19 protein-coding genes, 2 tRNA genes and 3 pseudogenes are annotated in these 20,247 nt (G+C 57.1%); 21 read left to right on the top strand and 3 right to left on the bottom strand.

The annotated features are described in order from the left end of the window. The first annotated feature begins 141 nt into the window (after positions 1–141). From AD662_RS01750 to AD662_RS01715, 8 genes are all read left to right on the top strand, one after another. Positions 142–2,367, top strand: a complete 2,226-nt coding sequence (locus AD662_RS01750; RefSeq protein WP_053185154.1) for an AsmA family protein — start codon at positions 142–144, stop codon at positions 2,365–2,367. Next, entirely contained in the window at positions 2,364–3,431 is a 1,068-nt protein-coding gene (gene mutY, locus AD662_RS01745) for an A/G-specific adenine glycosylase (protein ID WP_003196816.1), read from the top strand. The genes AD662_RS01750 and mutY overlap by 4 nt, the downstream gene beginning before the upstream one ends. Then, the gene (locus AD662_RS01740) at positions 3,428–3,700 is read left to right on the top strand and encodes an oxidative damage protection protein (RefSeq protein ID WP_003196814.1); all 273 of its coding nucleotides are present in this window, start codon (positions 3,428–3,430) and stop codon (positions 3,698–3,700) included. The genes mutY and AD662_RS01740 overlap by 4 nt, the downstream gene beginning before the upstream one ends. Before the next feature lie 102 nt (positions 3,701–3,802). Next, positions 3,803–3,878: transfer RNA gene (locus AD662_RS01735), tRNA-Phe, on the top strand. A 116-nt stretch (positions 3,879–3,994) separates the two neighbouring features. After that, positions 3,995–4,324, top strand: coding sequence for a DHCW motif cupin fold protein (locus tag AD662_RS01730; protein ID WP_014336091.1), 330 nt, complete (start codon positions 3,995–3,997; stop codon positions 4,322–4,324). A gap of 61 nt (positions 4,325–4,385) precedes the next feature. Next, entirely contained in the window at positions 4,386–4,793 is a 408-nt protein-coding gene (locus AD662_RS01725; RefSeq protein ID WP_014336090.1) for a hypothetical protein, read from the top strand. Between the two features lie 220 nt (positions 4,794–5,013). Next, positions 5,014–6,060, top strand: a complete 1,047-nt coding sequence (locus AD662_RS01720) for a PDDEXK nuclease domain-containing protein (protein ID WP_053185151.1) — start codon at positions 5,014–5,016, stop codon at positions 6,058–6,060. A gap of 129 nt (positions 6,061–6,189) precedes the next feature. Next, positions 6,190–6,636 carry a hypothetical protein gene (locus tag AD662_RS01715; RefSeq protein WP_018606342.1) on the top strand — a complete coding sequence of 149 codons (447 nt, stop codon included), beginning with the start codon at positions 6,190–6,192 and terminating at the stop codon, positions 6,634–6,636. A 9-nt stretch (positions 6,637–6,645) separates the two neighbouring features. On the opposite strand, the gene AD662_RS01710 is transcribed toward AD662_RS01715, so the two are convergent. Continuing rightward, entirely contained in the window at positions 6,646–7,095 is a 450-nt protein-coding gene (locus AD662_RS01710; RefSeq protein ID WP_018606344.1) for a carboxypeptidase-like regulatory domain-containing protein, read from the bottom strand. A 436-nt stretch (positions 7,096–7,531) separates the two neighbouring features. On the opposite strand from AD662_RS01710, the gene AD662_RS01705 reads away from it, so the two are divergent. The 10 genes and pseudogenes from AD662_RS01705 (at position 7,532) to AD662_RS01660 (ending at position 15,898) form a co-directional block, all read left to right on the top strand. Then, the gene (locus AD662_RS01705) at positions 7,532–8,305 is read left to right on the top strand and encodes an ABC transporter ATP-binding protein (protein ID WP_018606345.1); all 774 of its coding nucleotides are present in this window, start codon (positions 7,532–7,534) and stop codon (positions 8,303–8,305) included. Positions 8,306–8,318: 13 nt separating this feature from the next. Next, a complete protein-coding gene (locus tag AD662_RS01700) occupies positions 8,319–9,068 on the top strand; it encodes an ABC transporter substrate-binding protein (protein WP_018606347.1) in 750 nt (249 codons plus the stop codon). A 79-nt stretch (positions 9,069–9,147) separates the two neighbouring features. After that, entirely contained in the window at positions 9,148–9,843 is a 696-nt protein-coding gene (locus tag AD662_RS01695) for an ABC transporter permease (RefSeq protein WP_053185148.1), read from the top strand. Further along, entirely contained in the window at positions 9,840–10,529 is a 690-nt protein-coding gene (locus AD662_RS01690) for an ABC transporter permease (protein ID WP_018606351.1), read from the top strand. The genes AD662_RS01695 and AD662_RS01690 overlap by 4 nt, the downstream gene beginning before the upstream one ends. Further along, positions 10,510–11,742, top strand: coding sequence for a methyltransferase (locus tag AD662_RS01685; protein ID WP_053185145.1), 1,233 nt, complete (start codon positions 10,510–10,512; stop codon positions 11,740–11,742). The genes AD662_RS01690 and AD662_RS01685 overlap by 20 nt, the downstream gene beginning before the upstream one ends. Positions 11,743–12,124: 382 nt before the next feature. Continuing rightward, positions 12,125–12,336: pseudogene (locus AD662_RS29690) on the top strand (FkbM family methyltransferase); the annotation flags it as partial. Between the two features lie 117 nt (positions 12,337–12,453). Then, positions 12,454–12,529, top strand: a tRNA-Thr gene (locus AD662_RS01675). 172 nt (positions 12,530–12,701) lie between these two features. Further along, positions 12,702–13,586: a hypothetical protein gene (locus tag AD662_RS29150; protein ID WP_139212979.1), complete on the top strand. Its 885-nt coding sequence runs from the start codon at positions 12,702–12,704 to the stop codon at positions 13,584–13,586. Between the two features lie 787 nt (positions 13,587–14,373). After that, a pseudogene (locus tag AD662_RS01665) lies at positions 14,374–15,276 on the top strand (DUF4747 family protein). Further along, positions 15,269–15,898: a hypothetical protein gene (locus AD662_RS01660; protein ID WP_053185133.1), complete on the top strand. Its 630-nt coding sequence runs from the start codon at positions 15,269–15,271 to the stop codon at positions 15,896–15,898. The pseudogene AD662_RS01665 and the gene AD662_RS01660 overlap by 8 nt, the downstream one beginning before the upstream one ends. Here AD662_RS01660 and AD662_RS01655 read toward each other — a convergent pair. Then, a complete protein-coding gene (locus AD662_RS01655) occupies positions 15,895–16,164 on the bottom strand; it encodes a hypothetical protein (protein ID WP_082308726.1) in 270 nt (89 codons plus the stop codon). The two genes, AD662_RS01660 and AD662_RS01655, sit on opposite strands and share 4 nt — an antisense overlap. A 274-nt stretch (positions 16,165–16,438) precedes the next feature. On the opposite strand from AD662_RS01655, the gene AD662_RS01650 reads away from it, so the two are divergent. Continuing rightward, positions 16,439–17,350, top strand: coding sequence for an Abi family protein (locus AD662_RS01650; RefSeq protein ID WP_053185130.1), 912 nt, complete (start codon positions 16,439–16,441; stop codon positions 17,348–17,350). Positions 17,351–17,477: 127 nt separating this feature from the next. Here AD662_RS01650 and AD662_RS30010 read toward each other — a convergent pair. Next, positions 17,478–17,603: pseudogene (locus AD662_RS30010) on the bottom strand (type II toxin-antitoxin system RelB/DinJ family antitoxin); the annotation flags it as partial. Between the two features lie 460 nt (positions 17,604–18,063). Here AD662_RS30010 and AD662_RS01640 point away from each other — a divergent pair. Beyond that, the gene (locus tag AD662_RS01640) at positions 18,064–18,342 is read left to right on the top strand and encodes a DUF3077 domain-containing protein (RefSeq protein ID WP_024619250.1); all 279 of its coding nucleotides are present in this window, start codon (positions 18,064–18,066) and stop codon (positions 18,340–18,342) included. Between the two features lie 268 nt (positions 18,343–18,610). Next, positions 18,611–20,218, top strand: a complete 1,608-nt coding sequence (locus tag AD662_RS01635) for a methyl-accepting chemotaxis protein (protein WP_053185124.1) — start codon at positions 18,611–18,613, stop codon at positions 20,216–20,218. The last annotated feature ends 29 nt before the right edge of the window (positions 20,219–20,247 follow it).

Below are 20,247 nucleotides of genomic sequence, written 5' to 3'. Positions count from 1 at the left end.
CGCAACACCTTCATTGGCTGTCACACCGTTATCGCGAGCAAGCTCGCCCCCACAGTGGATTTGCGGTCCCAACGCACCACCACCAATCCACAGCGTTATACTCCCGGCTAAATTTTGAACTCAACCTACAAGGATTCGCCCATGAAAGCGTTCGGCAAAATCCTGGGTCTGGTACTTCTCGGGCTGTTGCTGATCATTGTGGCCCTGGGCTTTGCCCTGAGCCACCTGTTCGATCCCAACGACTACAAAGAAGAGATCCGCCAGATAGCCCGCGACAAGGCCCACATCGAGCTGACCCTCAATGGCGACATCGGCTGGAGCCTGTTTCCATGGCTGGGCCTTGAGTTGCACGACGCCAGCGTCGCAACCCTGGCCAGCCCAACGCAGCCTTTCGCCGACCTGCAGATGCTCGGTCTTTCGGTACGGGTGATACCGCTGCTGCGCCGGGAAGTACAAATGAGCGATGTGCGGGTCGAAGGCCTGAACCTGCGACTCAACCGTGACAAGAACGGGCACGGCAACTGGGAAGACATCGGCAAGGCGCCAGCCTCCGCGACGACGGCGAACACCCCGGCACCGGCCGAGCAACCGGCCCCGCCCACCGGCACCCCGGCAGAAAAACCTGCCCAACCGACCCGCCTGGACATCGACAGCCTGACCGTGAACAACGCCCGGGTCGAATACACCGACGAGCAGACCGGCAAGCTGTACACCGCCGAGAGCATCCAACTGAGCACCGGCCCGGTCCACGACTCCACCAACATCCCGGTGACCCTGACCGCCTTCCTGTCCAGCAACCAGCCGGCCGTGCGCGTACGCACCGAAGTGACAGGTGAACTGCGCTTCGAGCGTGCCCTGCAGCGCTACAAGTTCGAAGACCTGAAACTGTCCGGCGAAGCCACCGGCGACCCCTTGCAGGGCAAGACCCTGAATTTCGCCGCCCAAGGCCAACTGTTCCTGGACAAGGCGGCCAACGTCGCCGAGTGGACCGGCATCAAACTGTCGCTCAATCAACTGCGCGCCCTGGGTGAACTGAAGGTCAACGACCTCGACAAGACCCCGCAATTGAATGGCGGAATATCGATCGCCCAGTTCGACTTGGCGAAGTTCGTCGACAGCGTCGGGCAGAAACTCCCCGCCATGGCCGAAGGCAGCCTGAGCAAGGTCGAGCTGTCCAGCCGCATTGCCGGTACGCCAACCAGTGTCGAGCTCAACGACATCAACCTGAAAGTGGACGACAGCAACTTCAGCGGTCGCATCGCCGTGGAGGACTTCGCCAAGCAGTCCCTGCGCGCGCAACTCAAGGCCGACACGTTCAACGTCGACCGCTACCTGGCGCCAAAGTCCGCCGAAGCCGACAGCTCCAAGGCCGCCCGCGAAGCCGAAGTCAGCAACACCGAAGCCAGCGCCATGGCCGGTGCCGGCAGTACACCGCTGCCAAGCGCCCCGACCCAGGGTGCCTGGAGTAACGATCGATTGTTTCCGGTGGAACGCCTGAGCAAGCTGGACCTCGATGCCGACCTGACCTTCGGGCAACTGACCCTCGATAAACTGCCGATCCAGAACGCTGCGCTCAAGGCCTCCGGCCGGGGCGGCCTGCTGACCCTGGAGAACCTGCGAGGCGACCTGTACAGCGGCAACTTCGAAACCAAGGGCACCCTGGACGTGCGCCAGCCTACACCACAGTTGAGCCTGCAAACGCGCATCAACCGGGTCCCTGCCGAGAAGATCATCGAAAGCCAAGGCAAGAATCCACCGGTCAAAGGCCTGGTCACCGTCAACAGCGCGATCACCGCCAGCGGTAATAGCCAGAAAGCCCTGATCGACAGCCTCAACGGCACCGCCGGGTTCGTCATCAACGATGGCGTGCTGCTCAATGCCAACCTCGAACAGCAATTGTGCAAAGGCATCGCCACCCTCAATCGCCAGACCCTCAGCGGTGAACCCCGGGGCAAGGACACGCCGTTCCAGCAACTCAACGGCAATCTCACCTTCAACAATGGCGTTGCCCACAACCCGGACCTGAAAGTCCGCATCCCCGGTATGACCGTCAACGGCAACGGCGACATCGACCTGCGGGTATTGGGCATGGATTATCGCATCGGCGTCATCGTCGAAGGCGACAAGAGCGATATGCCCGACCCGGCCTGTCAGGTCAACGAACGCTACGTCGACGTCGAATGGCCGTTGCGCTGCCGCGGCCCGCTGGAACTGGGCGCCAAGGCCTGCCGCCTGGACAACGACGGGCTGGGCAAGGTCGCGGCGAAACTGGCCGGCGACCGTCTCGGCGACAAGATCGATGAGAAGCTCGGCGACAAGGTCAGCCCCGAACTCAAAGATGCGCTCAAGGGGCTGTTCAAGCGATGAGAGCCGAGCAGTTTTCCACCGCCGTACTGGACTGGTTCGACCGCCACGGGCGCCACGATTTGCCCTGGCAACAAGCCATCTCGCCCTATCGGGTGTGGGTCTCGGAAATCATGCTGCAGCAGACCCAGGTCAGTACCGTACTCAACTACTTCGACCGGTTCATGGCCTCGCTGCCCACCGTCCAAGCCCTGGCCGCTGCGCCAGAGGACGAAGTGCTGCACCTGTGGACCGGGCTGGGTTATTACACCCGTGCGCGCAACTTGCAGAAAACCGCGAAAATCGTCGTCGAACAGTACGGCGGCGAATTTCCCCGGGACGTGGAGAAACTCACTGAGTTGCCGGGGATCGGTCTCTCCACCGCTGGCGCCATTGCCAGCATCAGCATGGGCCTGCGGGCGCCGATCCTCGATGGCAACGTCAAGCGCGTGCTGGCGCGCTTCACCGCCCAGGAAGGCTACCCAGGCGAACCCAAGGTTGCGAAGCAGCTGTGGGCCACCGCCGAGCGCTTCACGCCACAGGACCGCGTCAACGCCTACACCCAGGCGATGATGGACCTGGGCGCCACGCTCTGTACCCGCAGCAAGCCCAGTTGCCTGCTCTGCCCGCTGAAGCAAGGCTGCGAGGCCCACATGCTGGGCCTGGAAACCCGCTACCCGATTCCCAAGCCTCGCAAGGAAGTGCCCAAGAAGCGTACTTTGATGCCGATGCTGGCGAACCACGAAGGCGCGATCCTGCTTTACCGTCGCCCTTCCACGGGGCTGTGGGGCGGTCTGTGGAGCCTGCCGGAGCTCGACGACCTCGACGACCTGCAGCACCTGGCCCTGCAACACTCGCTGGAATTGGGCAGCCAACAGGAAATGCCAAGCCTGGTGCACACCTTCAGCCACTTCCAGTTGGCGATCGAACCCTGGCTGGTCCGGGTCCGGGAAACCGGCCATCACGTGGCCGAGGCCGACTGGCTCTGGTATAACCTCGCCACCCCGCCGCGCCTGGGCCTTGCCGCCCCGGTCAAAACCTTGCTCGAACGCGCGGCCGCCGTAATGAACGCAGGAGAGTTGCAATGACCCGCACCATCATGTGCCGCAAGTACAAAGAAGAACTCGAAGGCCTGGAACGTGCGCCGTTCCCGGGTGCCAAGGGCCAGGACATCTACGACCACGTCTCGGCCAAGGCCTGGGCCGACTGGCAGAAGCACCAGACCCTGCTGATCAACGAAAAACGCCTGAACATGATGAACGCCGAAGATCGCAAATACCTTCAGGGCGAGATGGACAAGTACTTTTCCGGCGAAGATTACGCCAAGGCCGAAGGCTACGTACCGCCATCCGAATAAGCTGTTCAACACGGGGGCGGATCGTAAGCGACGGTAATAGTTAAATATTTTTTGAAAACTTGCTTGACGCCCCCCTGAAAAACCCGTTTAATGCGCCCCGTTGCCCAGATAGCTCAGTCGGTAGAGCAGGGGATTGAAAATCCCCGTGTCGGCGGTTCGATTCCGTCTCTGGGCACCAAATACCGAAAACCCCGATCAAGCAATTGATCGGGGTTTTTTATTGCCCGGGATTTTCTTCCTCCACCTTACCGACTCGGCTACATTCGTCCGCTCCCCTCCAGCAAGCGAGTCGACATGGACATCACCGGCATCCCCTTTGGCACCACCGACTGGTCAACCATCGAGCCCACCGAACACAAAGGTGTCACTGGAACCGCGTATTGGCGCACCCAGCAGTTCGGGAACATTCGCGTGCGGATGGTGGAATATACGCCGGGGTACCTGGCCGACCATTGGTGCACCAAGGGCCACATCCTGTTTTGCCTCAAGGGCGAGCTCAATACTGAACTCGAAGACGGTCGGCAATTTTTGCTCAAGCCCGGCATGAGCTACCAGGTCGCCGACCAGGCCGAACCCCATCGTTCCTCCACTTCATCGGGGGCTACGCTCTTCATCGTGGATTGAGATTCGAAGCGTGCGCGTTGAAGCTGTAGGATAGATGGCCTTATCCATCAGGAATCCGACCATGTCATCGGCGAACAAACAGCAGAAGCGCAGCCAGCGCGCCAAGGCGAAAGCCAAGCAGAACCGTACTAAGCGTGCTGCTGCGCCGAACGATTTCCTCGACCCGAACGACGAGCGCATCGACCTGGAAACCGTGGACCTATCGGACATGTTCCGACTCATGGGCGCTGCCGAAAAGATCAGCCAGCAGGCCATGTGCATCGCCTTCCTGGGGCATCCACTGCTGGAGTTGGTGCTGGAGCAGGAAGGAGAGGAAGAAGCGACCGACTTCATCTTTACCGCATTGATCGAATACCGCCGCTTGACCACCGGTGTGGATGAGCAGACCGCGCTGGATTGGGTGGAAAGCAAGCAATTCCAGGCCGATTATGTGGCTGCATCCCAGGCACTGGCGCAAGGTAAGGTCTGACTGTCACCCGCCAAGCGCTTTGTGGCGAAGGGGTTCGCAGTGGCTGACAGGCTGCGGGAATAGTTCCTACAAGCCAAGGTCAACCAACATGGGACGGCGTCATACCCGTCCTGCGTCAATCAGCTATTTTTCCTCCCAAGCAATCAGCCCCGTCCGGCATCATCGAAACGTCGCCAGGAGCATCCTTGCGGTCCGCCCCTCTCAATGGCTGGACACTGCGATGACGCCACTGCTGCCTCAAGATGACCCACAGCTCGCCCCCTTGATCAACGAACTCGGCGAGCTGATTCGCCAGGCACGCCAGAAGGTCCTGCGTGCCGTCGATACGCTCCAGGTACAAACCTGCTGGCAGATCGGCCGGCATATCATCGAATTCGAACAGGGCGGCGCCGAACGGGCGGCTTACGGCGCAAGGTTGCTACCGTCGTTGGCGAAAGTGCTGACGGCGCGGTTTGGGAAAGGGTTTGATGCTTCAAATTTGCGCTACATGCGTCTCTTTTATCAGGCGTTTCCAATCTGTGACGCACTGCGTCACGAATTGAGCTGGACTCACTATCGAACGCTGCTACGCGTCGAAAATGCGAATGCACGCCGTTGGTACATGAACGAAGCCGTCACTCAAAACTGGTCCACCCGCGCCTTGGAACGACAGATCGGCACGTTCTATTACGAACGTCTCCTGGCAAGCCGCGACCGGCCTGCGGTAGAGCAGGAAGCGGCCGCCAATCTTGAGAAACTGGATTTCGGTCCCAGGGACATCGTCAGGGATCCGGTGGTCCTTGAGTTCCTAGGACTGCCCAATACCGGCACGCTGCTGGAAACCAACCTTGAACAGGCCTTGATCGACCAGCTACAAGGCTTCCTTCTGGAACTGGGGAAAGGCTTCGCCTTTGTCGCCCGCCAACAACGCATCAGCACCGAAAGCAAAGACTTCTACATCGACCTGGTCTTCTACAACTACCTGCTCAAGTGCTTTGTGATCGTCGATCTCAAACGTGGCGAGCTCAGCCACCAGGACATCGGCCAGATGGATATGTATGTACGTCTCTACGATGATCTCAAGCGCGGCCCTGACGACAAACCTACCGTGGGCGTCATTCTCTGTGCGCGCAAAGACGACTCGGTGGTGCGTTATTCCGTGTTGCAAGGCCATGAACAGTTGTTCGCCAGCCAATACCAATTGGTGCTGCCCACGGAAGAAGAGCTGCGCAACGAGCTGGATCGCGAACGGGCGCGCCTTGAAGACGTGACAGCCGACACCCGATAACCGCCTTTAGTGTGTTTTTTCAGCAGCGCCTACCCCAAGAACGCTATCCTGCACGTCACCGGCCGCAGCCCATTCCTCCCCAATCCAGGTGTTGCGGACCTCCCCTAACGAATTGGAAACCGAAGCCCAATGGCCTCACTGAACAAACAGCAAAAACGCGCCAAGCGCGCCAAAGACAAAGCCAAACAGATCCGCATGACCGGGCGCAAATCGATCCCGATGTATGGCGACCCGGCCCACGCCACCGCCCAGCCGCCGGTCTACGTGCTGGAACTGTTCGCCAAACTGCGCGAAGCCGAGGCCATCAGCCGCAGTGAAATGCTCGATACGCTGCTCGCATCCCTGAGCGTGATGATCAATGAGCGCCCAGGCCTGCTCGACCTGAAAAACGCCGAAAATGAAAGCATGGCGGCGACCAACCTGGCCGCCGACATGCTGGTGGACTACCGCATGTGGGTCGATGAAATGGACCGCGAGACCGCCCAGCGCTGGCTCAGCACACCGGAGTTCATCAAGGATTTCAGCGAGGCGCTGGACCGTTACCGCCAGACCCTGGAAGAACCCGCCAGCGAATAAGCCGGCCGGCTATTCGTCACTGTTCCAATGGAACACCAGGTTGCGCGCGGCCCCACTGCCTACCTCAGCAGTGTCGCGCCGCGCCTCACCGTTGCGCGTCGCCACCACGTTGTACTTGCCCGGCGGCAGTTGCACATAAACCAGCGGCCCGGCCTCATCCAGCGTCAGCAGCGTTTGCCCCGACGCGTTCTGGACGGTGACCTCCACATCCGGGATGTATTTGTTTTCCGGGCCAACCGCGAATGTCATGTGCAAGTTGTAGCCCTGGGCCTGCCCGATGGCCCGGGCTTCATCCTCACCGATACCGCCCGACAGGTAAGTAATGCCGTTCTGCTGCATGGGTTGGACCTGCACGCCGGTGTTGTCGATGGGCGCGAGGTTGGTGGCGTTGAGGGCGATGGGGAACAGCAGGATGCTGATGGCAACGAAAGGCAACAACAAATGGTGGAGGGATTTCATGATGGAAACTCCCGCTCTCTGGAAAAAACCAATTGAGGCTTCTTGTGTGATTATTAATCGTCCACATGGGTTTAGACCGATTGGAACTTGCCCACACTGCGGATTGGAATAGAGGAATTCAGATAATCCCCTCCCAGGACAATAAACAGGCACAACACGAACGCTCATCCGGTTAACCCTTCCAACCCCCGCCCAAAGCTGGCACCATCGCGCCTTTTTTTACGCGACTCCCCGGACTTTTTATCGGTAACCAGGTTCAAACGGCCGTTCGGTTGTTGATGGCGCGACAGTCTGCTGCGCCGATGCGACAACCTGCCGCACATCACCGGTTTACCGCCCGTAGCGCTGTTGGCTGCCATTCGGACGCATGCTAGCTTGGCCGCCTCGCCAAGGAAGGCAGCCAACAGCAAGGGAGCACATACCATGAGGACCGCACATGGCCCAGGCCACGCCCGCGCTTGAAATCCGCAACCTGCACAAACGCTACGGACAGCTGGAGGTGCTCAAAGGCGTCTCGCTGACCGCCCGCGACGGCGATGTGATCTCGATCCTCGGATCCTCCGGGTCCGGCAAGTCCACGTTCCTGCGCTGCATCAACCTGCTGGAAAACCCTAACCAGGGCCAGATCCTGGTGGCCGGCGAAGCGCTCAAGCTCAAGGCCGCAAAGAACGGTGAACTGGTGGCCGCCGACGGCAAACAGATCAACCGCCTGCGCAGCGAGATCGGTTTTGTCTTCCAGAACTTCAACCTTTGGCCGCACATGAGCGTGCTCGATAACATCATCGAAGCGCCGCGCCGGGTGCTGGGCCAGAGCAAGGCCGAAGCCGTCGAAGTGGCCGAAGCGCTGCTGGCCAAGGTCGGTATCGCCGACAAACGCCACGCCTACCCGGCCGAACTGTCTGGCGGCCAGCAACAACGCGCCGCCATCGCCCGCACACTGGCGATGCAGCCCAAGGTGATTCTGTTCGACGAACCCACCTCCGCCCTTGACCCGGAAATGGTTCAGGAAGTACTTAGTGTGATCCGCGCCCTGGCCGAAGAAGGACGCACCATGCTGCTGGTCACCCATGAAATGGGCTTCGCCCGTCAGGTTTCCAGCGAAGTCGTGTTTCTTCATCAAGGCCTGGTCGAGGAGCAAGGATCGCCACAGCAGGTCTTCGAGAACCCGCTTTCGGCGCGCTGCAAACAATTCATGTCCAGCAACCGCTAACGGAGCAGTACTGATGCAGACCTACAAGAAATTCCTCCTGGCCGCAGTTGCCGGCCTGGTCTTTTCGGCCAATGCCATGGCGGCGGAAAAGCTGAAGATGGGCATCGAAGCGGCCTATCCGCCGTTCAACAACAAGGACGCCAGCGGCCAGGTCGTAGGATTCGATAAAGACATCGGCGACGCCCTGTGCGCCAAGATGAAAGTCGAGTGCGAAGTGGTCACTTCCGACTGGGACGGCATCATTCCCGCCCTGATGGCCAAGAAGTTCGACTTCCTGATTTCTTCGCTGTCGATCAACGAAGAACGCAAGCAAGCCGTAGACTTCACCGACCCGTACTACTCCAACAAACTGCAATTCATCGCACCGAAAAACGTCGATTTCAAAATCGATAAAGCGTCTCTCCAGGGCAAGGTCATCGGTGCACAACGCTCCACGCTCGCCGGCACCTGGATGGAAGACAACATGGAAGGCGTCGAACTGAAACTCTACGACACTCAGGAAAACGCCTACCTGGACCTCATCTCCGGCCGCGTTGACGCAATCCTGGCGGACAAATACGTGAATTACGACTGGCTGAAAACCGACGCTGGCCGTGCTTACGAATTCAAAGGTGACCCGGTGGTAGAGGGCGACAAGATCGCCATCGCCGTGCGCAAGGCCGATCCACTGCGTGACCGACTGAACGCAGCGCTGAAAGAAATTGTTGCCGACGGCACCTATAAAAAAATCAACGACAAGTACTTCCCGTTCAGCATCTATTGATCCTGACGTGCCTGGCTGGCGCCCGCTATTGCGCAGCGCCCGCCCTTAGCAAAGCCTGCCGCGATATGAACACACACCCATGATGATCGATCTCTACGGATTCGGCCCAGCGCTCGCCGCCGGCGCGCTGATGACCGTCAAGTTGGCCCTTTCTGCCTTAGGCCTGGGGCTGGTACTCGGCCTGCTCGGTGCCCTGGCCAAGACCTCGCCATACAAGTCGCTGCAATGGCTGGGCGGCACTTATTCAACACTGGTTCGCGGCATCCCGGAATTGCTCTGGGTGCTATTGATCTATTTCGGCACCGTCAACCTGATGCGCGCCTTGGGTGAATACTTCGGCAACCCCGAGCTTGCCCTCAACGCCTTCGCCGCCGGGGTCATTGCCTTGGGCCTGTGCTTTGGCGCCTACGCCACGGAAGTGTTTCGCGGCGCGATCCTGGCGATTCCCAAGGGCCATCGCGAAGCCGGCGTGGCCCTGGGCCTGTCGAAATGGCGGATCTTCACCCGATTGATCATGCCGCAGATGTGGCGCATCGCCCTGCCCGGCCTGGGCAACCTGTTCATGATCCTGATGAAGGACACCGCACTGGTCTCGGTGATCGGCCTGGAAGAAATCATGCGCCATGCGCAAATCGGCGTGACCGTGTCCAAGCAACCGTTCACCTTCTATATGGTCGCAGCCTTCATGTACCTGGGGCTGACGGTGCTCGCCATGATCGGCATGCACTTGCTGGAACGACGCGCCGCCCGTGGATTCACCAGGAGCACCCAATGAACTGGGACGTCATCATCAAGTGGCTGCCGAAGCTGGCCCAAGGCGCCACACTGACCCTGGAGCTGGTGGCCATCGCCGTGATCGCCGGGCTGCTGCTGGCGATTCCGCTGGGTATCGCCCGCTCTTCGCGCCTGTGGCAGGTGCGGGCATTGCCCTACGCCTACATCTTCTTTTTCCGTGGCACGCCGCTGCTGGTCCAGCTGTTCTTGGTCTACTACGGCCTGGCGCAATTCGATGCCGTGCGCAGCAGCGCGCTGTGGCCGTACCTGCGGGATCCGTTCTGGTGCGCCACGGCCACCATGACCCTGCACACCGCCGCCTACATCGCCGAGATCTTGCGCGGCGCGATCCAGGCCATCCCAAAGGGCGAGATCGAAGCCGCGCGGGCCCTGGGCATGTCGCGGCCCAAGGCGCTGTTCTACATCATGCTGCCCCGCGCCGCGCGCATCGGCCTGCCGGCCTACAGCAACGAAGTGATCCTGATGCTCAAGGCCAGCGCCCTGGCGAGTACCGTGACCTTGCTGGAACTCACCGGCATGGCCCGCACCATCATTGCCCGGACCTATATGCCGGTGGAGATTTTCTTCGCGGCCGGCATGTTCTACCTGCTGATGTCCTTCGTCCTGGTACAAGGTTTCAAGCAACTGGAACGCTGGTTGCGCGTCGATGCCTGCCAAGGACGCTGACAGCGACGTCCTGACGGGCGAGGCACTGCTCGCCCGCTTCACGGCGTTGGACGTTTTTCTTACAGCGCAACAGGCACTGTGGAAACCGCGTCCGTTCACCCATCTGCAGTTGCCTTGGGAAACGTCTCACCCGGAATTGGCCCAATGGCTACGCCAGCGTTCGCTGGAAGCGGCGGAAAACGATCATCACCAGCCGTGGTTGATGGAAAACGCGGCAGCGCCATTCCCGGAATTGGCCGCTGTCTCCCGCGCACTGAGCGCTGTTGCTGAATTGCCGGCCAGCACGCTCGAAGCGCCACGCCATCGCCTCAACGTCGATGTGCCCGGCCGCAAATGGCAGCAGATCGAAGCCTTCGCCAGTCGCCTGCACTTCACCACCCAGCCGACTCACTGGCTCGATTGGTGCGCCGGCAAAGGCCACCTCGGTCGACGCCTGCTGCACGGTGAGCAACAACTGACCTGCCTGGAGTACGACCCCGCACTGGTCGCCAGCGGCCAACAACTGAGCCAGCGCCATCACCTGCCCGCCACGCACCTGCAACAAGACGTACTAGCGGCAGACGCGGCCCTGGCGCTGCATCCAGGACACACCCCCGTGGCCCTGCACGCCTGCGGCGACCTGCACGTGCACCTGATGCACCTGGCCAGCGCAGCTGGCTGTGCACAACTGGCTATCGCGCCATGCTGTTACAACCGCATCAGCAGCGAGCATTATCAAGCGCTGTCCGACGCGGCCAAAGGCTCAGCCCTACGGCTATCACTCGACGATCTCGGCCTGCCGCAGACCGAAACCATCACCGCTGGCGCGCGCGTCAGAAGACAACGGGACCAATCCATGGCCTGGCGCCTGGGTTTCGACCTGCTGCAACGGCAAATCAGAGGGCGCGACGATTACCTGCCCACGCCCTCATTGCCCAGCGCCTGGCTGGATAAATCCTTCGCCCAATACTGCACCGACCTGGCGGCCCTGAAAGACTTATCCACAGTCGGCACGCCGGATTGGCTCGCCCTGGAAGCAGCGGGCCATCAGCGCCTGGCCGAGGTGCGTAACCTGGAGTTGCTGCGAGGCCTTTTCCGACGGCCACTGGAGCTTTGGCTGGTGCTGGACCGAGCACTTTTCCTCACGCAAAAGGGCTATGACGTTCGCCTTGGCACCTTCTGCGAAACCCCGCTGACGCCGCGCAATCTGTTGTTGTTGGCAGAGCGTTACTGAGACGAAACAGCCTGTGGATAACTCTGTTGATGAAATAAACCTGGATCCAAGAAATCCGTGATTTCCTGACCGAATCAGCATTGGTCATTTTTTGTTCATATGGATAAAAAACCATGAAAACAGTCATTTGCGACGAAACGCGAAAGCGGTCACAAAATCGCAAGATGCCCAGCGCCTCATCCTGCCCGTTGTGCATAAGCGTCTAAGCAAAACGACATAACCGCCGAATTCAGTGCTGCTCCGCGCCATTAATTGCGTCAACCGTGCCCGTGCCATACAACAGCCCAACGTATCGCGATTGAGGCAATGCCGACACACTCGAGGACTGGCGGTGACGTTCATTTCCTACGCGCAAAACTTCGAAGACATACGCCCGTGGCGCGGCATCAACACCTACTACCTCGCCGAAGAACACCTGGCCTTCAAACCCGCCTTCGACATCCCCCCCCGTGCAACCTCGACGGCTTCCAACTCTGCAAAGGCCACAAATTCAGCCGCCCCATCAACGACGCAGACCAACAGATCAGCGCCGCCCTGCAACGCGCCGAACAGGCCGAAGCCCAACTCCACGCCATGCAAAACAGCCGCACCTGACGAGCCCCGAACAAACGGCGCAACCTGCTGCACCGCGCTTGAGTATAGGTAGTGCAAAAATAGTCAGAATTCAGGGGTTTACAGAACGCACCCAATCGCTATAATCGTCGCCCACACGCCGGTATAGCTCAGTTGGTAGAGCAACTGACTTGTAATCAGTAGGTCCCGGGTTCGACTCCTGGTGCCGGCACCATACAAAACAAGGGCTTGCAGCGATGCAGGCCCTTTGTTTATGCGTTAGGCATAACAACTGACGTAACAACACCCTAGCAGGTGCTCGTCGAACAGCCTCCCGCAGCACTCCATCTCCTTGCTGCCTGCTACAGACGTCCACTCTCTATCGGCCTCGCAGCAAGGAGCGCAGCTTGAAGTCCAAAATCCTCGGCGCCCTCGCCTCCTTCATACTGCCGATAGCGTTATTTATCTTTAGCCCCTACTGGAGCGCTTATTTCTCCGATAAAAAGGAGCTTAGCTACGAAGTATTGTCAACGCGAGAGCTTACCAACCTAGACTCTCTAGATCGCACTTGGCCAGACATCAAAATTTCTTATGGAGGAATAGATGTCAGCACCGGCTCATTTTTGACCTTGGCAATAGCAAACACTGGCAAGCTTCCAATAAAGCGAGAGGATTTCGACAGCCCAATATCCATTCATATTTCTAACTCTGAGTCCGTCTTATCTTACAAAACTGTTTTTTCAACCCCAGCGAATCTAGACGTTAAATTGTCGAAGACTCAGAATGGTTTAGCTGTTTCTTCATTACTGCTTAATCCAGGCGACCGGTTCTTCATTGAAATATTTTCTAGATCTCCGGTAATGATTTCAGGCGTCAGCAGCCGCATCGTGGGTCTACCAGCTATCACGAAGGCTAAACCTGAACCTCGCTCTGGATTCTATGTGGCTATTTCGCCGATTGAAAGGTCGACAAAGGCATCAAGACTTCCTATTTCGCATATCCCGTTTTGGCTCACTTGGGCTGTGACCCATATATTACTTGTAGGAACTATGCTGGCCATTTGGGCTTGCATAAGGCACTCAGGAGTTATTGCAAAAGTCCTACTTTTTTTGTTCGCCGCCGTCACCTACCTCCTTACAATGGGCGGGGTATCTATGTGTATTGCTTACTTCATCGATATTTTAGATATTAACAAGTGGGTTAGCATGGCAAGCATGATGCTAAGTACCTTTATGTCTGTGTATATATCTAATTTTTTAAGGAGAAAAATCTTTTCAGTGGCGGTGTTATAACTTCGATCTTCTCCCGGCAGCTTCTTTCACTCCAGCCGCTTCACTACTTCAGGGTTCCGAAGTGTCAGTGTGCGCTGAGAGCGTTTCGTGTCAGTTTCGGCTGATGCAGAGCGCAGGAGAACTGATGGAGAAGCAAGAGCCTGCTGCCACCCTCCATTTAAAGCCGAGCCCGTTTTCTGTTGACCCACGGGGAAAATGGTATTTTGGTAAGTTTTTCCTCTATCCTCCTGAAAGGCAGGTAAGACAAGGCTTGTAGAGGATCTGGCTAGGTAAGTTTTTAGTAATATACATAGTAATGATATTACCTTTTAGCTAGGACAGAAATCAAAAATATAATTTTTTATAATTCAGATAGTTAGCAAAAAAATTACTCCCCCTCCTTACTCAAAAAAGCTGCTGCCAAGTAAGTGCTCAAACCCGCATCGCACGCCGGCTCCGGCTCCGGCTCCGGCTCCGGCTGATTCCTAACCTGTCTACACCTAAATTACCTGTTTCCCATGGGTCACCTGAAAAATGACCTCAGGATTGCACTCTTCTCCGCTCGAAAAAAGCAGTGGGACGTGCGGGGTTTTGTAGGGCTTTCTCTAATCCTATTTGCTCAGGAGAAGCCCAGCCGGGTGCTGCTAGCGAACGGGTGCAGGTGTGCAGAAATTGAGACCTATCTAGCCCACAGGCGTGGCGGGGCTTTTTGGCTAAAGCGGGCTTGCACATGAACTGATCTGGTACGATACGAATTGGCCACCACCCCCCCCCCCCGGCAGCAAGCTGCTAATCAAGGAAGAAGCAAATGGCGTCATTCATCGTATTTAACGTTCAGTTGTTGCCAGCGGACACCACTAAAATCAGAGAAGTTGGCATAGTCGGCTATAAACGACTTCTAGACGGGCTACATAACTTAACTGTGGACGCCTTCAAGAAAAAGCAGATTGATACAATCTCTTATTCTCTTTTAAACGATGCATACATGGCACCTCGAAGCACAATCACAACCGATGACCATGCGTACGGAGAGTGGTTGAAATATAACCTCGGCGAGGATATCGAGGACCTGTACTCCAACACGAAATTATTCACAGCAACCAAAGGCACCTTCCCGATAGCAAATAGACATTCGTTTGACTATGTCTTCGACTTCCAAACTCATAGACTGGCAATTCAGGAAGTTTCCGGAAAACTCCCTTCACCCGACGTCTGCATAAATATCTTTGAAAGCATTTTCGGAAAAATCGCAGACACGCTTTTTCCCAATCACATCCTCAAAATCAACTTAATCTCAGACCCCACGAAGCTGGAACAGATATTTAATACTGCCGCCGGCTATAAATCTGTTAAGACCACTCTCACATTTCCAAATGGTCATAGACTAGGCAGTCAACTACAAGAGCTAAAGGACAATAACGTCCACCATCTAAAAGTTTAAGCCTCAACCGGTTCTAAAGATACCGCGATGCCGACGCTACCTGCTTTTTTAAAGCAACTTGTAGAAGCCTCCGTAGAATATGGCCAAACGTCACTAGCCTACTTAACTGAAGCTGGCGGCAAATTAATGCGCTATGCCTCTTCAAACTATCCGCTAAAAATAAAGCTAAGACAAAAGAAAGATGAACAGCCTGCAGAGATGCGACGCAGAGTGATCGTGGAGATTCGTCGAATAGGTGGAGTCGACACAGGAGATAACAGCAATGTTTAGATTACTTACTAAAATCCCAATTATCGGAGTAATACTGAAGGTTTTCAACTCCTACGCTTACGATGGAGACGTTAAAGCTGACGATCAGTTTGCTGGGATCTTGGCATGGATAAAAATTTATTTTTTCCCATTCTTTATCTGCCTTAGCGTCGCCATCTTGCTAATGCCCGACTTTATCAACTCACTCCTCCCTTGCTCATACCTTTCTTACAAGGTAGAGGTCACCCCAGGCGAACTAGCCACTAGCATATTACCTAACCTCCTAGGCTTTGGAATCGGGGTGTATGCACTAATATTCGCTCTGGATAGAAAATTTGTTCAAGACCTTCAGAACGGTTTCGAGGGTTATAACAAGGAGAACAACAAATCTGGCTCCGTACTATTGCTAAACACAGAAATGGCACTTCCTTTAATTATAATAACCGCAACGATCGCGATTGGAATATTTCAGAAAATATTTATCGACCACCTCTATTTGAGACTCGCTAGCTGGTTTTCTTTTTGGCTCTCCATGTACTTCACACTAGACCTTATAAACAACTTATTTCTAATGGGAAGCGCTCATCTTTCAGATAATATAAAAAAACACCTGACTCAAACTGATACCCCCCCTTCGTCTTAGGGTTGATCCGCATCAACGATCTCCGCAGGTAAGCGCTGGCGTTCTGCGGTCATGATTTGCTGAAGGAGATGGAGGGCGGTCAGGTTGCCACCTAAGTGATAGCGCCACGCTTGGTGCGTGGTTTTGTACAAAACGTCAATTTCTGCGATCACACGACTGTAACACTCAATTTCGAGCACCAATCGTCGGTTCTCGGGATGATTGGTCCAGATGTAGCGCAGTTCGGCCTTCGTCACAGGCCGGAATGGGGGTAAATCACGGGCCATAACGGATCACAACTGTATATGAAAACAGTGGTCTTGCACGAGAACAGCATTGCGCATAGCGCCGCTGGGCGCCTTGCGGGCAGAGTACCCGTCACAGGTTCCGAACGTCGCTTTGCCCTAAAGCGATTGTCAGATCCCACCAAAGTGATTGACCCCTCTGTCAAAGACGAATAACCTTGACTCAACACACTCGCCACACGTCCTATCCAACGGGTAGGGTCCTGCCCCAAAGCAGGCGTGCAAAAGGCGAGTTTTTTTTGCCTGGAGTTTGACCATGGCCAAGCAGGCTACCGCAGCAAAGCTCCCATTTGCGAAAACCGCTTTCACACCCCAGGCACTGCTCGCCAAGCTGAAGACGCAAGGATTGATCGTTGACGACGACGACCTTGCCCTGAAATACATCTCGTACGTGGGGCATTTCCGACTGAAGGGCTATTGGTATCAGCTCCAAGACCCCGCCACCAAAAACTTCCTGCCTAATACAACGTTTGAGCTTATCTGTCAGCGTTACGAGTGCGATCGAGAAATTCGCGCCATTATCATGGAGTCCGTGGAAAGGCTGGAGGTCGCCGTTCGCACCGTGATCTGTAACCTGCTGAGCCTCAAGTACTCCCCGCACTGGTACCTGAAAACGGACATATTTGCCCCAAAAGGACGCGCTGGCATCGGGCAAATGTTGTCGAAAATCGAGGGAGAGGTGGAACGGGCCTCATCCCGGCTTTATATAAAAGCCTACTACGAGAGCTACGACGACCCGTACCTGCCGCCCAGCTGGGCGATGAGCGAATGCGTGACATTGGGTACCTGGTCGAAAATTTTCGCAATGCTCAGAGACCCGGTTGACCGCAGAGTCATCTCGTCAAAATTCGGTATCACACAGGTGGAAGTGTTCGAAAGCTGGCTACATGCACTAACCGTGCTTCGGAATATGGCTGCTCATCACGACCGGTTCATCGACGTTAAACTTGGGGTTTCTCCCACCAACCTAAAGCTCAAAGACATCAAGTTCACCGATAACAAGACGGTCTACGCCTCGCTTACAGTGATTCATGTCTTGCTGAGCTCGATAGGATTTAACGGCACCTTCAAAGCGAGGCTGGCGTCAATGGAGGAAAGGTATGGCGTCGCGCACTTCCAGCGCATGGGCTTTCCTGAGCTATGGAAGACTGACGCCAAAGGCTGGTGATTACGAAGAGGGTCACCAGTTGAAATCAACTACCGGGACAGCTACCCTCAAAATTTCATTGGAAGGTACCCTTCCGACTGTGTCCGGTCCGTACAGACTGTGTCATTCCTGCCCACCGAATTCAGGGCTATAGATCATTCATAGAAACTTTAACTCGTTGTGGGGCCGCAAGCCGCTCTCGCACCTTATGGATCAAGGCTACATCATCTCTCATTAGGACCGACTCTGAGGGCAACTGGCCCCGGTTTGACAAGGCTTCTGGCTCTGTCATTTGATGTTCAGGGCCGAACACGTCCTGCTGAAATTGCTCGCATCCATCATCCATTGGAATTTCCTCCAGTCGCTTGTCTCGCGCGTCGGCAGCCGACTATTTCGACAGCGACGCAAATTATTGCCTATCCATAAAAATACCAAAACCTCACCCGCCAGCATCGCGCCACGATTGCACCCTACCCAATCGCCCGCTACTCTCTGAACGTCGCTGCCAATTCAGCGACCGGGCGTGAGAACCCGAAGCAATCAAGGCGCAAAAGCGCCCATAATCCCATCGCGGCGTTTTTTTTTCGTCTGCGATGTCGTTTTATGGCGGCTGTGCGTGGGAGACCTTCGGGTCTACCGGTTGCCTTGATTGCCGGATTCTCACCCCGCGCATGGCTGCCACCCCAACCTGTGAGAAGGTCGGTGGCAGCTCTTTCAAGTCAAGGAGCCAGACAATGCCAAATCCGCAAGACCTCAAAACCCCAGGCCTAACCCCCTTCTGCTACCACTCCGACCGCCCGCTATTCCGCGTCAACAGCGGCATTCCCATCGGCGAAGCCCTGTCCCACGCCTCCGACCTGCTCCACGTCGCCAAGGTCCTGGCCGAGGACGCGGCGATGATTCGCAGCACGGATCGATATGCCTGGGCGTCGTGTTATCTACAGGATATGAGCAAGGCCGTCATCGATGATGTGGTGAAGGTGCTGGAGGCGCCGGGGAGTAATCCTGCTTAAGAACCGCAGGCGCAATGCTGCTCACTGAGCGGGGCAGCATTGGGTTTAGTCTGCCGGGGCAGTTAAAGAAGGGCTGCTTCGCAGCCCAGCGGGAGCAAGCGCCCTCGCCACAGGTTCACCCTGTCCCTGGCCCAAACAATTTGCGGCGTATTCATCTAATCAACTCCCCCGCCGATAGCCTCAGATAAGAGCTTGGCCTGTCCCAAGGCTCGGCTGGCGCTCGACTACACTTTCCCAGAATTCCCCCCGCTCCAAGGAGCAGTAAGCAATGAAGATCCGCACCAAGGTCATAGGCTCGGGGTTGGTCAGTCTTTCTTTTGCGCTGTTGCTCGGCGGTATCGGGTTGTGGGGTTATCACTCCATGACCGAGGCCCTGGTGCAGAACGAGACCAGTATTTCGGCCATGCGCAAGCACATGGAGGCGGACATGATGCACGACGCCATTCGTGCCGATGTGCTCGCCGCTCTGCTGGTGAAGCCGGGGGATGCCCAGGGGGCGAAGGAGGTGCTGGAGGCATTCGATGAACATACGCAGCGGATGCGCAAGGTCATCGCCGAAAATGCCGAGGCCAAGTTGCCTGGGGATGTCGCCACGGCGATTGGCGAGCTCAAGCCGCAGGTCGAAACCTACATCGATAAAGCCAAGCAAGTCATCGGCAAGGCCCTGAACGGTGCCCAGGATGGCCAGGCGTTGCGGGCGGAGTTCGATGGGGCGTTCTCGGCGTTGGAGGAGCGCAACGAGGCGGTGAGCGAACTGATCGAGAACCAGGCGCAGTCATCGCGCGAGCATCAGGACCGAAGCATTCACACCTCGGAGCGCTGGCTGATCGTGACGTTACTGGCCACCTGCGTGGCGCTGGCGCTGTTATCGTGGAGCCTGCTCAAGGCGGTGCTTACGCCGCTGAACAAGATCATCCTCAATACCCAGGCGATTTCCCAAGGGGATCTGCAGCGCTCGATGGGGGCTCAGAGCAAGGATGAGCTGGGTCAGTTGCAAGGTGTGATCGAGCAGATGCAGACCAATCTGCGGCAGATGATCGCTACGATCCGCGGCCAGAGCGATGAGTTGCACGGCACGTCCCGGGATTTGGGCGATACGGCGCGGCAGATTGTGTCCAGCGCCGACCAGCAGGCCCAGAGCGCGACCAGCATGGCGGCGAGCATGGAGCAGATGATGGCGAATATCAGCCAGATCCATCAGCACGCCGACAGCGCCCGGACGATTTCAGCACAGTCCGAGCATTTGGCGAGCAGCGGCGGCCAGGTGATTCTCGGCGTGGTGGAAGGCATGAACCGGATCGCCGAGGTGGTCAACCAGTCGTCCAGCAAGATCACGGCGCTGGACGCGTCGTCCGAGGACATTCATTCCATCATCCAGGTGATCAAGAGCATCGCCGAACAAACCAACTTGCTGGCGCTCAACGCCGCTATCGAAGCCGCCCGTGCCGGTGAGGCGGGGCGTGGTTTTGCGGTGGTGGCCGACGAGGTGCGCAACCTGGCGGCGCGCACCACCCAGTCCACTCAGGAAATCACCGCAATGATCGAGCGCATCCAGTCCAGCGCACGGGACGCGGTGGCGAACATGCAGGCTTGCGTCAGCCGCGTGGACGAAGGCGTCGACCTGGCCCAGCAGGCCGGGGTGTCCATCAGCGAAATCCGCACCGGTGCCCGGCATGCGGCCGAAGTGGTGGAGGAAATTTCCCAGACCATTGCCGAGCAATCCAAGGCCAGTGATGAGATGGCCCAGCGGGTGGAGTCGATTGCCGAGCAGTCCCGTGAGAACACCCGCTCGATTCACACCCTGACGCAAACGGCGGATCAATTGAACAATGCGGCGGGGTCGATGCAGGCTTCGGTGCAGCAGTTCAAGATTTGATCAATCGGCGCTTTTGTGGCGAGGGAGCT

This window comes from Pseudomonas kilonensis (assembly GCF_001269885.1).
Lineage (GTDB): Bacteria > Pseudomonadota > Gammaproteobacteria > Pseudomonadales > Pseudomonadaceae > Aquipseudomonas > Aquipseudomonas kilonensis.
Note: the sequence above shows the minus strand (reverse complement) of the source record. Positions and strands in the feature narration are given on the sequence as shown.

Coding starts and splice junctions, on each gene's coding strand:
- AD662_RS01750 (WP_053185154.1), top strand. CDS start 142: ATGAAAGCGTTCGGCAAAATCCTGGGTCTGGTACTTCTCGGGCTGTTG.
- mutY (WP_003196816.1), top strand. CDS start 2,364: ATGAGAGCCGAGCAGTTTTCCACCGCCGTACTGGACTGGTTCGACCGC.
- AD662_RS01740 (WP_003196814.1), top strand. CDS start 3,428: ATGACCCGCACCATCATGTGCCGCAAGTACAAAGAAGAACTCGAAGGC.
- AD662_RS01730 (WP_014336091.1), top strand. CDS start 3,995: ATGGACATCACCGGCATCCCCTTTGGCACCACCGACTGGTCAACCATC.
- AD662_RS01725 (WP_014336090.1), top strand. CDS start 4,386: ATGTCATCGGCGAACAAACAGCAGAAGCGCAGCCAGCGCGCCAAGGCG.
- AD662_RS01720 (WP_053185151.1), top strand. CDS start 5,014: ATGACGCCACTGCTGCCTCAAGATGACCCACAGCTCGCCCCCTTGATC.
- AD662_RS01715 (WP_018606342.1), top strand. CDS start 6,190: ATGGCCTCACTGAACAAACAGCAAAAACGCGCCAAGCGCGCCAAAGAC.
- AD662_RS01710 (WP_018606344.1), bottom strand. CDS start 7,095: ATGAAATCCCTCCACCATTTGTTGTTGCCTTTCGTTGCCATCAGCATC.
- AD662_RS01705 (WP_018606345.1), top strand. CDS start 7,532: ATGGCCCAGGCCACGCCCGCGCTTGAAATCCGCAACCTGCACAAACGC.
- AD662_RS01700 (WP_018606347.1), top strand. CDS start 8,319: ATGCAGACCTACAAGAAATTCCTCCTGGCCGCAGTTGCCGGCCTGGTC.
- AD662_RS01695 (WP_053185148.1), top strand. CDS start 9,148: ATGATGATCGATCTCTACGGATTCGGCCCAGCGCTCGCCGCCGGCGCG.
- AD662_RS01690 (WP_018606351.1), top strand. CDS start 9,840: ATGAACTGGGACGTCATCATCAAGTGGCTGCCGAAGCTGGCCCAAGGC.
- AD662_RS01685 (WP_053185145.1), top strand. CDS start 10,510: ATGCCTGCCAAGGACGCTGACAGCGACGTCCTGACGGGCGAGGCACTG.
- AD662_RS01660 (WP_053185133.1), top strand. CDS start 15,269: ATGTTTAGATTACTTACTAAAATCCCAATTATCGGAGTAATACTGAAG.
- AD662_RS01655 (WP_082308726.1), bottom strand. CDS start 16,164: ATGGCCCGTGATTTACCCCCATTCCGGCCTGTGACGAAGGCCGAACTG.
- AD662_RS01650 (WP_053185130.1), top strand. CDS start 16,439: ATGGCCAAGCAGGCTACCGCAGCAAAGCTCCCATTTGCGAAAACCGCT.
- AD662_RS01640 (WP_024619250.1), top strand. CDS start 18,064: ATGCCAAATCCGCAAGACCTCAAAACCCCAGGCCTAACCCCCTTCTGC.
- AD662_RS01635 (WP_053185124.1), top strand. CDS start 18,611: ATGAAGATCCGCACCAAGGTCATAGGCTCGGGGTTGGTCAGTCTTTCT.